Raw genomic sequence first — 15,160 nt, 5'->3', positions numbered from 1 at the left:
AATTACCCAACTCACAGGATAGAGACCTCCCTATGTCACAGCCTATGCTTAAAAAGGAAGATTTCCTGGCCGCACTGACCCGCCAGTGGCAGCGCTTTGGCTTAACTTCTGCTCAGCAAATGACGCAACACCAATGGTGGGAAGCTGTTAGCGCGGCATTAGCCGAACAATTATCTGCTCAGCCAGCGCCGGGTAAAACCCAAAAAGTGCAGCGCCATGTTAACTACATTTCGATGGAGTTTTTAATTGGCCGGTTAACAGCAAATAACCTGATTAACTTGGGTTGGTATGACCAAGTAGAAGCGCTGTTAGCTGAGCAGAAGATTAATCTGAGTGACTTGCTAGAGCAGGAAACTGACCCCGCATTGGGTAATGGTGGCTTGGGGCGTCTGGCGGCTTGTTTTCTTGACTCGATGGCGACTGTTGAGCAGCCCGCGACCGGTTATGGTCTGAATTATCAATACGGCCTGTTCCGTCAATCTTTCAGTGAATGTAAGCAACAGGAAGCACCGGACAATTGGCAGCGCGAAAGCTATCCATGGTTCCGCCACAATGCCGTATTGGCTGTGGATGTTGGTTTTGGTGGCAAGTTGGAGAAACAATCTGATGGCCGTCAGTTATGGCGTCCGGCCTTTACTTTACGTGGCGAAGCATGGGATTTACCGGTGCTGGGCTATCGTAATGGGGTCACTCAACCATTGCGTTTATGGCAGGCAACTCATCAGCATCCTTTTGATTTAACGAAATTTAATGACGGTAAATTCTTGCTTGCCGAGCAAAATGGCGTTGAAGCAGAAAAACTGACTAAAGTGCTGTATCCGAATGATAACCATTTGGCCGGTAAACGCCTGCGTCTGATGCAGCAATATTTCCAATGTGCTTGTTCGGTCGCCGATATCTTGCGCAAACACCATCTGGCAGGCCGCAAGTTGGCCGAGCTGCCGGACTATGAAGTTATTCAGTTAAATGATACCCACCCGACCATCGCTATCCCTGAAATGCTGCGCGTATTGCTGGATGAACATCAACTGAGCTGGGATGCGGCTTGGGCGATTACCAGTAAAACTTTCGCCTACACCAACCACACCTTGATGCCAGAAGCCCTTGAGTGCTGGGATGAAAAACTGGTGCGCAGTTTGTTGCCACGCCATTTTGTCATTATTAAGCAGATCAATGCGCAATTTAAAAAGTTGGTCGATAAACAATGGCCGGGTGATGAAGAAGTCTGGGCCAAACTGGCTGTGCACCATAATAAACAAGTGCGGATGGCCAATTTGTGTGTGGTGAGCGGCTTTGCGGTCAATGGTGTGGCGCAGTTGCACTCTGATTTGGTTATCAAAGATTTATTCCCTGAATATTATCAATTATGGCCAAATAAATTCCACAACGTTACCAATGGTATTACACCACGTCGTTGGTTGAAGCAATGTAATCCGGCACTGTCGGGTTTGATTGATGACACATTGAAAGTGGAATGGGCAAATAATCTGGATGCATTAGCCGGGCTTGAGTCTTACGCTGAAGATAAAACTTTCCGTAATAGCTATCAGCAAATCAAATATGACAACAAAGTTAAGCTAGCTGAATATGTTAAGCGCGTCATGGGGATAACCATCAACCCGGATGCCATCTTTGATGTACAGATTAAGCGCTTGCATGAATATAAACGTCAGCATTTAAATCTGTTGCATATTCTGTCGCTATATCGCCAAATCCGCGACAACCCGAATCTGGATATTGCGCCGCGTGTATTCCTGTTTGGTGCTAAAGCAGCTCCGGGTTATTATTTAGCCAAGAACATTATTTATGCTATAAATCAGGCGGCTGAGAAGATCAATAATGATCCGATCGTCAAAGATCGCCTGAAAGTTATTTTTATCCCCGACTACCGTGTTTCGGTTGCGGAGTTGATGATCCCTGCGGCAGACGTGTCCGAGCAGATTTCAACTGCCGGTAAAGAAGCTTCCGGGACAGGTAACATGAAATTGGCCCTGAATGGCGCATTGACAGTCGGCACATTGGACGGTGCGAATGTTGAAATTGCTGAGCAGGTGGGTGACGAGAATATCTTTATTTTCGGTAACACCGCCCCGCAGGTAAAAGCCATTCTGGCGAAAGGTTATAAACCACAGACTTATTTAAAAGCTGACGCACACCTGAAAAGTATTCTGGATGAGCTTGCCAGCGGTGCATTTAGCCAAGGTGATAAACACGCATTTGACATGATGTTGCATAGCCTGTTGGAAGGGGGAGACCCTTATCTGGTACTGGCTGATTTTGCTTCATATTGTCAGGCACAGAAGCAAATTGATGCCCTGTACCGCGATAAGGATGAATGGACCCGCCGTACCATTCTTAACACCGCCCGGGTAGGGATGTTCAGTTCTGACCGTTCAATTCGCGACTATCAGACGCGAATCTGGCAAGCCAAACGTTAAGGAGAAGACTGCATGGATCGTAAATCGCTCGATCAAGCAGCGACACTGGCAGGGATAGCCGCCAATTATATAAATGCTCACGGTAAGCCGCAGGCTATTTCGGCACAAACCAAGCAGCAGTTATTGGCGGCCATGGGGCGCACGAGTGTGCCCCCAGATTCTCAGGCAGAAAAAGCACCATTACCACCGGTAAAAGTATTTACTTTTGGCAGCCCAATGCAGTTGCCAATGGCGGGTTCAGGCGATTATCACTGGCAGTTGCAGACCGAAAAAGGTGATTTGCATCAGGGGCGGATCAGTGCCAAAAAAACGCTGACATTACCGGCTTCACTGCCGCAGGGTTATCACCGGTTGGTGCTAGAGCAAGGCTTACAACAGTGGCAGTGCTCGGTTATCGTCGCCCCGAAACGCTGTTATGAGCCGGATGCTTTGCTGGCAGGGAAAAAACTCTGGGGAGCTTGTGTTCAGTTATATACCCTGCGCTCTGAGAACAACTGGGGGATCGGCGATTTTGGCGATTTAAACCAGATGTTGGAGCAGGTGGGTGAGCGCGGTGGGGCCTTTATTGGCCTTAACCCGATTCATGCGCTCTATCCGGCCAATCCACAAAGTGCCAGCCCTTACAGCCCTTCTTCAAGACGCTGGCTGAATGTGATTTATATTGATGTAAATCAGGTGGATGAATTTCAGCACAGCGAAGCAGCACAGATTTGGTGGCATCAGCCCGAGACACAAAGCGCGCTGGTCAAAGCACGTGCTAGCGAATGGGTTGATTATCCGCAGGTCATGCAACTCAAACTGACCGCTTTGCGTTTGGCTTTCCCACTTTTTTCCGCCCGCAAAGCAAAAGATGCGCGGGTACAGGCATTCCATCGGTTTGTTGAGCAAGGGGGAAGTAGCCTACATCAACAAGCTGCTTTCGATGCTTTGCATGCTCATTTGAGTGAAAACGACCCCATGATGTGGGGCTGGCCAGTGTGGCCGGAAAAATACCGCGAAGGGCACAGTGCAGGAGTGGCTGATTTTTGCCGTGAGCATGGCGAGGAAGTGAACTTCTATCTGTGGTTACAGTGGTTGGCTGCCAGCCAGTTTGATGACTGCTTCCGCGCCAGCCAAGCACAAAAAATGCCGCTCGGGTTGTATCGTGATTTGGCAGTAGGTGTCGCGGAAGGCGGCGCTGAAACCTGGTGTGATCGCGAGTTATACTGCCTTAAAGCTTCTGTAGGGGCTCCGCCTGATATTTTAGGGCCGCTGGGCCAGAACTGGGGCTTGCCACCCATGGACCCGCACGTCATGGTTGCCCGCGCTTATCAGCCTTTCATTGATTTGCTACGTGCCAATATGACCAGTTGTGGCGCGCTGCGCATTGACCATGTGATGGCATTATTGCGTCTATGGTGGATTCCTTATGGCCAAACGGCTGATCAAGGCGCTTATGTCAAATACCCGGTTGAAGATCTGCTGGCGATATTGGCTTTGGAGAGCCAGCGCCACCGCTGCATGGTCATTGGTGAGGATTTAGGCACGGTGCCAGTAGAGATTGTTAGCAAGCTGCGCGACAGTGGCGTGTATTCTTATAAAGTGCTCTATTTTGAGCATGATAGCGAAAATATATTCCGTGCTCCGCAGTCTTATCCAGTGCAAGCGATGGCAACCATTACGACTCATGATTTGCCGACCTTACGGGGTTATTGGCAAAGTGATGATTTGAAGTTGGGAAATGAGCTAGGGCTATATCCGGATCAACAGATATTAAAGCAGCTTTATCTTGATAGAGAACGTGCTAAGCAAGGTTTGCTGGAAGGGCTGCATCACTATGATTGTGTGCCAAAGAAAGTGGGCCATAAAGCATCGTTACTTTCAATGAACTCTGTTCTGAATCGTGGATTGCAGCGCTATGTTGCTGGCAGCGCTAGTGCGCTATTGGGGTTGCAACCAGAAGACTGGTTGGATATGGCGGCTCCGGTCAACATTCCGGGCACCAGTGATGAATATCCAAACTGGCGACGTAAGTTGACAGCAACTTTAGAAGAGATGTTTGCAGACGACCAAGTTAATCGTTTATTGAAAGACTTGGATAAGTGCCGCAAGAATGTCTCGGTGGGCTGATACCTGCGCGATTCAGGTGAAATGTATAAAAGGGGGAATAATCCCCCTTCAAGTTACTGAAAGTGCTAAAGATGAAAGCTAATTAGTAGTAAGAGTGCTCGCCGCGCTGATGCTCAGTCAAATCTCTCACCCCTTTCAATTCTGGGAATTTCTGCAATAGCTCTTTCTCGATGCCTTCTTTCAAGGTCACATCGACCATGGAGCAGCCGTTACAACCGCCACCGAATTGCAGGATAGCCAATGCATCCGGCGTGATTTCCATCAAAGTGACTCGGCCACCGTGACCGGCTAATTGCGGGTTAATCTGCGATTGCAGAACATACTCGACCCGTTCCATTAGCGGCGCATTGTCATCCACTTTGCGCATTTTGGCGTTAGGGGCTTTCAGTGTCAGCTGTGAACCTAACTGGTCAGTGACAAAATCGATTTCAGCATCTTCCAGATAAGGTTTGCTCAGTTCATCAATATAAGCTGATAACTGTTCGAATTTCAGTTCGGTATCTGTTGCTTCAACGGCATCCGGTGGGCAGTAAGACACGCCGCACTCAGCGGTAGGTGTACCGGGGTTGATAACAAATACGCGAATTTGGGTGCCTTCTTCTTGATTTGCCAACAGTTTGGCAAAATGAGATTGTGCTGCGTCTGTTATTGTGATCATGGCATCTGCTCAATAGTTGACTATTCTTGTCGGTTATAATACGCCCATTGTTAGGGTGACTACAAGGTTCGGCAAATACACCAGACCTGCAATGAGGCAATCCCCTGCGCCCATAGTAGCTTGGCAATCTCATTCACGGTACTGCCTGTTGTCACAACATCATCCAACAGAGCAATATGTTGGCCGCGAACCGACTCCATACAGTGAAATATTCCCTGCATATTTTGACGGCGTGCTGCAGCTTTTAATTGCTGTTGCGGGGGCGTCGCACGAATACGTCGCAAAGTGGTATTGCTGTAGTGGCAACCCAGCCAGTGTGCTAATGGCCGTGCTAATAAATCTGTTTGATTATATCCGCGCCGCCAACAGCGCCAGCGGTGCAGCGGCACACTGATAATTCTGTCTGGTTTGATGACGTTGCCGTGTCGCCTGGCATCAAGCCAGCGTAGCAGGAATAATCGGGCCAATACCGGTGCCAGTGACGTCGCCCCGTTAAATTTTAGCTTTTTTATTAGCCCATTCAATGGGGGAGCATAATCGCTGACAAAAATCATACGCATCCAGCGCGGCGGCTGTTTTAGACAGCGGCCGCAGGGCAAAACAGTATTACCACAAGGTAAGCCACAGTAAGAGCAGCAGGGAGGTAAGGGAGGGAAATGGCGGCGGCAATAACAACAAATACCGTGTTTAGGGTGATATAGCGGTTGCTGGCATAGCCAACATGGACTGACGATTGTTAGCATGTGTATCTTCCTTAAATATCCTCCGTTCATGAGGCCGCAGGGGGCTACGCTCACGCGCCGCCTGGCGACAACGCTAATGACTTTGGATATAGGCTTTATTTCCATTAAACAATTGAATCTGGCAAGGTGCCTGACATAGCTGTTAGCACGATTGCGATATCGGATTAGTCAGGGATACTAATGTATGAAACAACTTTATTGGAACATCTGTGGTGAAGGCGATCGTGATCTTGTGTTGCTGCACGGATGGGGGCTGAATGCCGAGGTATGGCATTGCATAATTGACAGACTCGCGCCGCATTTTCGCCTGCACTTGGTTGACCTCCCCGGGTATGGGCGCAGTCATGGTTTTGGTGCGATGTCACTGGCGGAAATGGCTGAAATAGTTTTGCAGCAAGCTCCCCAACACGCGATATGGCTGGGTTGGTCAATGGGTGGGTTGGTTGCCAGTCAGGTAGCTTTGACTCACTCCGAGCACGTCCGTGGGCTGATAACGGTTTCTTCTTCCCCATGTTTTACTGCCCATGATGAATGGCCGGGTATCCGCCCAGAAGTGCTGGCGGGTTTCCAGCAACAGCTCAGTGAGGATTTCCAGCGCACTGTTGAGCGTTTTCTGGCACTGCAAACCTTGGGGACGGAAAGTGCGCGCCAGGATGCCCGTTTATTGAAAGCCGTAGTGTTGCAGCACCAGATGCCAGCAGTGGACGTGTTGACGGGAGGGCTGGATATTCTGCGCACCGCAGATTTACGAGAAGAGTTGGCTAACAGTTCTCTCCCTTTCTTGCGCATTTACGGTTATCTGGATGGGTTGGTGCCCCGCAAAGTGGCCTCATTATTAGACAGCAAATGGCCGCATAGCCCATCCGTGGTGATGAAAGGATGCGCTCATGCGCCATTTGTTTCTCATCCTAATGAATTTTCAAAACTAATTATCGATTTCTCACAGCAGAATGATGCTTAGCATCCCATCTTTTTGGGTTTTCGGCGCGCCAATGCTGACGATAAGGACACCCTGGAAATGGGGCTTAGTAAAATTTAATCGTCGATTTAATGGCTAAATATTAAATTTAATTAATAATTGTTACTGCGTTTGTACAATATTTATAAGCCGTATTATTCATTTGCGAGGTATTCGGTATGAATTTATTGAAAAATCTGGCGGTAGCTCTGGTGGTGACTGGGGTTTCTTTTGGCGCGATGGCGGCTAAAGAAATTACGAAAGAAGAAGCGAAGAATTACGAGAAGATCGGCACTATCTCGACGTCGGGTGAAGCAACATCACCGATGGATGTGAAGCAAGAACTGTCTAAATTGGCCGATGAGAAAGGCGGTAAGTATTACGTGATTATTGCCGAGCGCGAGAAGAAGAAGTTTGATGCCGATGCAGAGGTCTACAAGTAATATTGGTAGAGATGCCCAAGCGGGCATCTCATTCACTTTAATTTTTTAACTGATAAATCACAGTGTTACATTGATTTCGCCCCTCTGGGCAGCTCTTGCAACTGCCCGTCAGGCACCCGCTATTATCTTGTTCAATTCGTTCAATCTTGCCCATTGCGGCTAACTTTTCCAGCATGGCCTCAACCAGAGGTAAAGGCATCGCCAATTGATGACTTAACTGATTTGCATCAGCACTGCCGCTGAGGGCGATTGCATCGCGCAATTGCAGTAGGCTTGCCATAGCACCTCCTCGTTAGTGACAGTCATTACCGGCGTGTTGGCAACAACTGCTGGTGGGCGTATTATTTTGTAATCTCACCGTGACCCGGCTACGTGCGCGGCGCAAACCAAACAGAATCAAAGCATTAATAATAATAACTAAAGCAATAATGCCGAGGCTCTGTTGCGGATGGTCACGCAAAGTGGCTACTTGATAGAACAAGGTGGCCAGTGAGTAAGCAACATTCAAGCCCCACAGTATTGAGAAAGTCATCCAGCCCCGGCTGGTTTCCCGCGCAATTGCCCCCATCACCGAGACACAAGGCACATACAGCAAGACGAAAATCAGGTAGCTGTAGGCAGAGATACTGGAGCCGAACTTGCTGCTCATCATCCCCATCGAACCGGCCGCCATTTCGCCGTCACCTTTACTGGCCTCAATAGGGTTGGATAACACACTGAGACTGAAAGTATCTTTTAATCCCTGCCAGGTTGTATGAACCGCTCCGCCTAATTCACTCCATAAATTAAAGCTTTCGGCATCAAAGGGCTCATTTTTAATTTGCTCGGCGGTGTAAAGGGTATTCAGTGTTCCTACCACCACTTCTTTTGCCATGGCTCCGGTCACCAACCCCACAGTGGCTTGCCAGTTATCCTCATGGATCCCCATGGGTGACAGTAAGGGGGTCAGCACTTTACTGACAGAAGCTAGCGCCGAGTCATTGATACTGTCTACTGCTTTGCCGCTGAAAGAAAAACTGTTCAGGCCACCAATAAAAATACTCGCGATAACAATGACTTTCCCCGCGCGCAAGACAAAGCCTTTGAGCCGCTGCCAGGTTTGCAATAACAAACTTTTAAGGTGTGGCACATGGTAAACCGGCAATTCCATCACAAAGGGGGATGCTTCACCGCGCATGATGGTGTATTTGAGTACCAGGCCGGTGAGGATGGCGACGGCAATACCTAACAGATAGAGAGAAAAGACAATACTGGCGCCGTCTTGTCCGAAGAATGCAGCGGCAAATACAGCAAATATAGCCAGCCGCGCACCGCAGGACATAAACGGTGCCATCATGATGGTTATCAAGCGCTCGCGTTGGGCATCCAAGGTGCGCGCGCCCATAATCGAGGGCACATTGCAGCCGAAGCCGACAATCAGTGGCACAAAAGATTTACCCGGTAACCCCAGCGCTTGCATCAGCCGGTCCATGACAAAGGCGGCGCGGGCCATATAGCCGGAGTCTTCCAAAAAGGAGAGGAATAAATACATCATGCCAATTTGTGGCACTAGCGGTAGCACGGTGTTTATCCCGCCGCCCACACCTTGAGCCAGGAAGACGGTTAGCCACTGCGGGAAATGCAGAGTATAGCCAATCCATTGTATTCCTTGAATAAAAATGGCAGCAGAGCCGATATCAAATATCGGTTGTAACGCCCCGCCGATATTAATGGCTAAGACGAACATTAAATACATAACAAACAAGAAGATAGGCACACCTAACCAGCGGTTCAGAATCACTTTATCAAGAACTTGGGTCAGGCGGTTGGGTTCGGCTTGCTGGGAGTTGCCGACGATATCGCAGATACGGGCAATGCTTTGATAGCGGGCATCGGCGATCACCAGTTCCGGGTCTTCGTGCTGGTTTTGCCGCAGATTTTCACGGGCCAGTGCCACGATAGAAGGGGAGATGCCCGCGCGAGCCAAGCTATAAATATCACCTTCTAATATTTGCAGTGCCAGCCAGCGGCGCTGCTGCACCGGCCAAGACTCCGGCATCGCCTGCACCAACTTATCCACCTCGCTCAGGAGTACCGGCGGGTAGTTAACCAGTGCTTTAAAGGGCACGGGTTGAAGCTCATCAATGCTGTTTTTTAATTCATTGATACCGCGGCCTCGCGTGGAAACCAACGGAATAACGGGACAGCCCAATTGCTGAGAAAGTGCTTCGATATCAATATCAATGTGCTGACTTTCGGCAATATCCAGCATATTGAGTGCCACGATGCAGGGGATACCTAATTCTATCAGTTGCAGTGTTAGGTAAAGGTTTCGCTCCAGGTTGACCGCATCAATCACATTAATCAGCAGGTCAGCTTCGCCGCTCAAAATATAGTGGCAGGCAATTTGCTCATCCAGTGACGTTTGCTCGGAAATGGTTGTTAGAGAGTATGTTCCGGGCAGGTCAACTAAGGTCACTTGATGCTGTGCGGTGCTGAAGTGGCCTTCTTTACGCTCAACAGTGACCCCAGCCCAGTTACCTACCCGCTGGCGGGCACCGGTTAACTGGTTGAAAAGGGTGGTTTTACCCGCATTCGGGTTGCCAATCAGGCCAATGGTGAGTGCTTTCATTTTCCAACGTGATATCAATAAATTAACGTGTGCAAGGCGGTTTTGTTACATCACACCGCAGCCAGAATAAGACGTTGACCTAAAATATTAGGGTTGCAGGTCGAGTGTCAGCAGATCCAAATCTTTTTTACGCACCACCAGACTAACCCGACGGGTTTCTATCTGAATGGGGTCACCTAAGGGCGCCAGGCGAACAACATTAAATGAAGAGCCGGGTAGCATACCCAGAGACAATAATTTCTGCCGATAAGCCGGGCTAATTTCAGGTGAGAAACCAACAATTTTGTAGGAACGCTGTGGAATAAGATGCATTGGAGCCTCTTGATTTATCGTTTTATTGGCGTACCAGAGTTCAGAGTAATATTAGTCTAAAAACTAATGGATGAAATAATGATAGTAATAATCATTTTCATATTCAACTAAGGCAAAATACTCAAAAGTAAGTATTAGTAACAATTCTATTCTTGGAATTAATGAGTCTGATTTCTATTTTGTGCCTGTTTTACCACCAAATTAGCGCGATCGCAAATGCGAATGATGAGTTAAATCAGTTGACTGAATGTTTCTATCACGGCCTGCTTGTTCTGTAAAATACTCATAAGTTACATAATTGATTCACACTGATTTGAATCAAATAACATTCGCATTTTAATGAAGTGGGCATCTGACGACGTAATTAATTATAAATTAATGGTAATTTCTAATAGATTAATGTCTTTGTTAAATAGATTGTTAAAATCAATTTATTCCTATCATGTATCGTATTTTTAATATCACCATAAAACGGATTTGTTATTTTTTGTGTCTGTAAAAATACGCTGCTCTGCCCAAAGCCATTCTTAGCATTCAATCTCTGTGTCACTAACGCATAATCCGGCGGGTCAAAACTTAATTCATCGTCGTTAAAGCACAATTCATGAAATTCTGAAAATACTCTGTCTTGGCCTGACTCATGCATCCATCAACTAATATTAATACGCAAACTCACGGAGGGTCTCTCTTGTGTCCTTTATTCGACGTGAAACCGAAATAAGCTGAGGGAGTTCTTGGATGTCATTCAGATAGTTATCTTCTCTGACAGGAAGAAATAATGAAAATTGCGATAATCGGTGCTGGGCCTGCGGGGTTGATAGCTGCACGCAATGCGCTGAAGCTCGGATTTGAAACTGTACTCTTTGAGAGGCTCGAACGGGTCGGCGGCTTATGGAACCCCGACAGCAAGGGGGTCTACAGTAATGTCAACATGCAGATCTCGCGACACACCTTCCACTACGCCAATTTCCCCAGTTACACAGGTGGGAATTTTCCAGATGTCCATCAAGTGATTGATTATTTAACACTTATGGCCACAGCGACAGGAGTTTTAGATATTACTAACCTGAATACAACGGTGACAGGTGTGGTGCATACGCAGCAAGGTTGGCGAGTCTCTACTGAACAGGCTCAACAGCATCAGCGGGCCTATTTTGATGGCGTTATTATTACTACCGGTGAGCAGTGGCAGGCGCGAAAACTGGCAGTGCCAGGGCTGAACGATTTCCGTGGAGAAATCGTTTCATCTCAAGATTATTGGCATCCAGAAATATTCACTGACAAAAACGTTTTAGTCATAGGTGATGGGCTTAGTGGTACAGATATTGCCGCAGATTTGGTGCCTTTTGCCCGTTCTGTTTCACTCTCGGCTAAAAAAATGGGGCTATTTCTACCTCGATATTTCCGGTTAGGGCCTCATGATTTGATGCACTCATATTTAGGGCGCTATTTGCTAAATCAGTTGCCTTACGATGAGTATCTGGTTTATCTGGATGAAGCGCTGCCGGAATATATGCAGCTTTATCGTGAGTCTGGGCTATTACCCGCCATGGCTAACAATACGGCAGTGTTGGTCAATGAAAAGGTGATTCCCTATATTGTGGCCGGCCGAATCACACTTAAACCCCAACTTGAGCGCATCAATGCGGATGGAAAAGCACAGTTCGCGGATAGTTCTTTGGCTGATTATGATGCCATTATTTCTTGCATCGGTTATGAGCGGCCAGATTATCGTTTTATCACCGGATTTGACCGTCGGCGGCTCTATGAACATTTCTTCTGGGCAGATAATCCGACCTTGTGCATCATCAGCCCACCGATTGGTTATGTTCCCTTTGGCGCTGCTTTCCCATACTTCGAAATTATCAGCCAATGGATACTGAGGGTAATAATTGGCAAGGTGCAGCTTCCATCATTGGAGGTTATGAGTCAGTGGTGTCAAGAGAATGAAAGCTCTCTCTATGCGAAACGGTTCTATGACAGTTGGCTGGAAACTATCCGCATTGGCATTCACGCGGGTGTTTTGCCCGATCCTGCGGTGAATTTCAGCCGCTATTGGAACCTTATCAGCAGTGTTATTAAACCTGAGTTTTTAGTCTCAGTTCCGGTGCGACCAGTGCGGGGTATGATGGATAGCTGGTTTAATTTCGATGCGGCGAAAGTGAAAATTCTGGCCAGTTTACCGATGGGGGTTCGTGATAGCCTTCTGGCTAAAGGCGATATTTCGTCGGAGGAATACAGGGATGCGGCGAAAATAGGTGCAAACGATATTATTCATCCTGAATTACGGTATTCACATACCTATTTTTAATCGCTCTATCGTTTGCTTACTTTTATAGCAAATAGTAAAACAACAGAAAATCGCAAAAAACTCCACAATATCAGATGGATATCTAATATTGGGGAGCGAATCAGTTATTTCGATAAACAGTTAATCATCCCGACAATAAGCACTAGCGCTTTTTAAACGCGGCAGCCAGCGCGTCACTCATCGCACTGTTACTACCAGAGTTGCTGTCTGCCCGCCCTTTGGCTGGTGGGCGGCTATTGGACTCATTATTGCGTGGGCGGCTAGCACCCCGGTTGTCATTATTGGTATTGGCGCGGTTCTCGCCACCATTACCCCGGCGTGAGCCACTTTCACCCGGCTGTTCATCAAGGCGCATGCTCAGAGCAATACGCTTGCGCTGCAAATCCACTTCCATGACTTTAACTTTGACGATATCCCCGGCTTTCACCACCTTATGTGGGTCATCGACAAACTTATCTGCCAGTGACGAAATATGCACCAGACCATCCTGATGGACCCCGATATCCACGAACGCGCCAAAGTTAGTCACGTTAGTCACCGACCCCTCAAGGATCATCCCCGGCGTTAGGTCATTCAGTGTTTCGACACCTTCAGCAAAGGTCGCGGTTTTAAACTCAGGACGAGGATCTCGGCCCGGTTTCTCCAGCTCGCGCAGAATATCGGTCACTGTCGGCACCCCAAATTTCTCCGTGGTAAAATCACGGGCATTGAGATTGCGCAGTGCCGTGGCATTGCCCATTAAGTCTTGTAATGCTTGCTCGGTGGCCGCCAAAATGCGCTCGACAATCGGATAGGCTTCCGGATGCACCGTTGATGCATCCAGTGGGTTATCTCCGTGATTGATACGCAAGAAACCGGCACACTGCTCGAAAGCTTTTGGCCCCAAGCGGCTGACTTTCAGCAATTGCTCGCGGTTATGGAAACGGCCATTCTCATCACGCCAGTTCACAATGTTCTGCGCCATCATGCGGGTCAGACCGGCGACTCGGGTCAGTAGTGGCACTGACGCGGTGTTCAAATCCACCCCCACGGCGTTTACGCAGTCTTCTACAACCGCATCCAGTTTTTTCGCCAGTTGGCTTTGGCTGACATCATGCTGATATTGGCCCACGCCGATGGATTTCGGATCGATTTTAACCAGTTCCGCCAATGGATCTTGTAACCGGCGAGCAATAGAAACTGCCCCACGGATGGAAACATCCAGGTCTGGGAACTCCAACGCGGCCAGTTCTGAGGCCGAATAAACGGATGCCCCAGCTTCACTGACAATCACTTTCTGCGCAGTCACGGCCGGATACTGCTGTTGCAGCTCGGCAAAAAAGCGTTCGGTTTCGCGTGATGCGGTGCCGTTACCAATTGCCACTAATTCGACCTGATGCTTGATGCACAGGGCGGCTACCACAGCCGCAGCTTTAGCAGCTTGCCCGGTATGAGGGTAGATGGTGTCGAAGGCCACCAGCTTGCCGGTAGCGTCAACGATCGCCACTTTCACCCCTGTACGCAGACCCGGATCGAGGCCCATGGTGGCGCGCATACCTGCCGGTGCCGCCATCAGCAAATCTTGCATGTTACGGGCGAAAACATTGATTGCTTCGTCTTCGGCGCGCTCACGCAGAGTGCTCATCAGTTCAGTTTCAAGATGCAACAGCACCTTAATACGCCATGTCCAGTTGACCACAGCTTTGCGCCAGTTATCCGCGGGTGCATTATTCAGACGTAAATCCAGATGATTAATAATAATCTGCTCGCCCTGGCTTTCACGCGGCGGCTCGTCAAACTGAGGGTCTGGATTCAGCGCCAGTTGCAACACGCCTTCATTACGGCCACGGAACATCGCCAGTGCGCGGTGGGAAGGGACTTGGGCGATAGGTTCGTGGTGATCAAAGTAATCGCGGAATTTAGCGCCTTCCAGCTCTTTGCCTTCCACCACTTTTGCTACCAAATGGGCGTTTTTCCACAAATATTGGCGCACTTTCGCCAGCAAAGTTGCATCTTCAGCAAAGCGCTCCATCAGGATATAGCGCGCACCATCCAGTGCAGCTTTGGTATCAGCCACGCCTTTATCGGCATCGACATAAGCAAGGGCGACTTGCTCTGGGTCTTGCTGTGGGTCATTCCATAAGCTGTCAGCCAAGGGTTCCAGACCGGCTTCAATAGCAATCTGCCCACGGGTACGGCGTTTTGGCTTATAAGGAAGATATAAGTCTTCCAGCTCGGTTTTACTCATGGTGCCGGTAATGGCACCGGCTAGTTGCTCGGTGAGCTTACCTTGATCTTCAATTGATTTAAGAATGGTTTGGCGGCGATCTTCAAGTTCGCGCAGATAGCCCAAACGGCTTTCCAACTGGCGCAGCTGGGTGTCATCCAACCCGCCGGTAACTTCCTTACGATACCGTGAAATAAAGGGCACGGTATTACCTTCATCCAGCAGGCGTATCGCGGCAATCACTTGCTCGGGTCGCGCCTGTAGTTCGCTTGCAATAATGCGGCTCAGTTGTTCATTCATAAGTCTGATATCAATTTGTGAGTAGGAAAAATGGCAGAAGATAGTTATACGGATTGCCCGGATAAATTGCC

The 15,160-nt window shown here is 48.5% G+C and carries 11 protein-coding genes; 5 read left to right on the top strand and 6 right to left on the bottom strand.

Annotated features, from left to right (window positions below):
* The first annotated feature begins 32 nt into the window (after nucleotides 1–32).
* Together malP and malQ are read left to right on the top strand one after the other, a co-directional pair.
* Entirely contained in the window at nucleotides 33–2,438 is a 2,406-nt protein-coding gene (gene malP / locus F0T03_RS20460) for a maltodextrin phosphorylase (RefSeq protein ID WP_145555401.1), read from the top strand.
* Nucleotides 2,439–2,450: 12 nt separating this feature from the next.
* Nucleotides 2,451–4,547 (top strand): 4-alpha-glucanotransferase, encoded by a 2,097-nt coding sequence (malQ, locus tag F0T03_RS20455; protein ID WP_159680362.1) that lies wholly within the window; start codon nucleotides 2,451–2,453, stop codon nucleotides 4,545–4,547.
* Nucleotides 4,548–4,629: 82 nt separating this feature from the next.
* Here the strand turns inward: malQ and nfuA are convergent, their stop codons facing one another.
* On the bottom strand, nucleotides 4,630–5,205 hold the full coding sequence (gene nfuA / locus F0T03_RS20450) for a Fe-S biogenesis protein NfuA (RefSeq protein ID WP_005159611.1): 576 nt from the start codon (nucleotides 5,203–5,205) through the stop codon (nucleotides 4,630–4,632).
* A 59-nt stretch (nucleotides 5,206–5,264) separates the two neighbouring features.
* Nucleotides 5,265–5,948, bottom strand: coding sequence for a DNA utilization protein GntX (gene gntX, locus F0T03_RS20445; protein WP_159680359.1), 684 nt, complete (start codon nucleotides 5,946–5,948; stop codon nucleotides 5,265–5,267).
* Between the two features lie 184 nt (nucleotides 5,949–6,132).
* On the opposite strand from gntX, the gene bioH reads away from it, so the two are divergent.
* Together bioH and F0T03_RS20435 are read left to right on the top strand one after the other, a co-directional pair.
* Nucleotides 6,133–6,909, top strand: a complete 777-nt coding sequence (gene bioH / locus F0T03_RS20440) for a pimeloyl-ACP methyl ester esterase BioH (protein WP_145555404.1) — start codon at nucleotides 6,133–6,135, stop codon at nucleotides 6,907–6,909.
* 176 nt (nucleotides 6,910–7,085) lie between these two features.
* The gene (locus F0T03_RS20435; protein ID WP_004393202.1) at nucleotides 7,086–7,349 is read left to right on the top strand and encodes a YdgH/BhsA/McbA-like domain containing protein; all 264 of its coding nucleotides are present in this window, start codon (nucleotides 7,086–7,088) and stop codon (nucleotides 7,347–7,349) included.
* Between the two features lie 37 nt (nucleotides 7,350–7,386).
* Here the strand turns inward: F0T03_RS20435 and F0T03_RS20430 are convergent, their stop codons facing one another.
* From F0T03_RS20430 to feoA, 3 genes are all read right to left on the bottom strand, one after another.
* Nucleotides 7,387–7,629: a FeoC-like transcriptional regulator gene (locus tag F0T03_RS20430; RefSeq protein WP_145555405.1), complete on the bottom strand. Its 243-nt coding sequence runs from the start codon at nucleotides 7,627–7,629 to the stop codon at nucleotides 7,387–7,389.
* 12 nt (nucleotides 7,630–7,641) lie between these two features.
* Complete coding sequence (feoB, locus tag F0T03_RS20425; RefSeq protein WP_159680356.1) at nucleotides 7,642–9,960, bottom strand: Fe(2+) transporter permease subunit FeoB; 2,319 nt, start codon at nucleotides 9,958–9,960, stop codon at nucleotides 7,642–7,644.
* Between the two features lie 87 nt (nucleotides 9,961–10,047).
* A complete protein-coding gene (gene feoA / locus F0T03_RS20420) occupies nucleotides 10,048–10,272 on the bottom strand; it encodes a ferrous iron transporter A (protein WP_004702177.1) in 225 nt (74 codons plus the stop codon).
* 778 nt (nucleotides 10,273–11,050) lie between these two features.
* Between feoA and F0T03_RS20415 the strand changes: the two genes are divergently transcribed.
* Entirely contained in the window at nucleotides 11,051–12,583 is a 1,533-nt protein-coding gene (locus F0T03_RS20415) for an FAD-dependent oxidoreductase (RefSeq protein WP_159680352.1), read from the top strand.
* 142 nt (nucleotides 12,584–12,725) lie between these two features.
* Here the strand turns inward: F0T03_RS20415 and F0T03_RS20410 are convergent, their stop codons facing one another.
* Nucleotides 12,726–15,089: a Tex family protein gene (locus tag F0T03_RS20410; RefSeq protein ID WP_159680348.1), complete on the bottom strand. Its 2,364-nt coding sequence runs from the start codon at nucleotides 15,087–15,089 to the stop codon at nucleotides 12,726–12,728.
* Nucleotides 15,090–15,160 lie beyond the last annotated feature (71 nt).

This window comes from Yersinia canariae, from assembly GCF_009831415.1.
GTDB classification, from domain to species: domain Bacteria; phylum Pseudomonadota; class Gammaproteobacteria; order Enterobacterales; family Enterobacteriaceae; genus Yersinia; species Yersinia canariae.
Note: the sequence above shows the minus strand (reverse complement) of the source record. Positions and strands in the feature narration are given on the sequence as shown.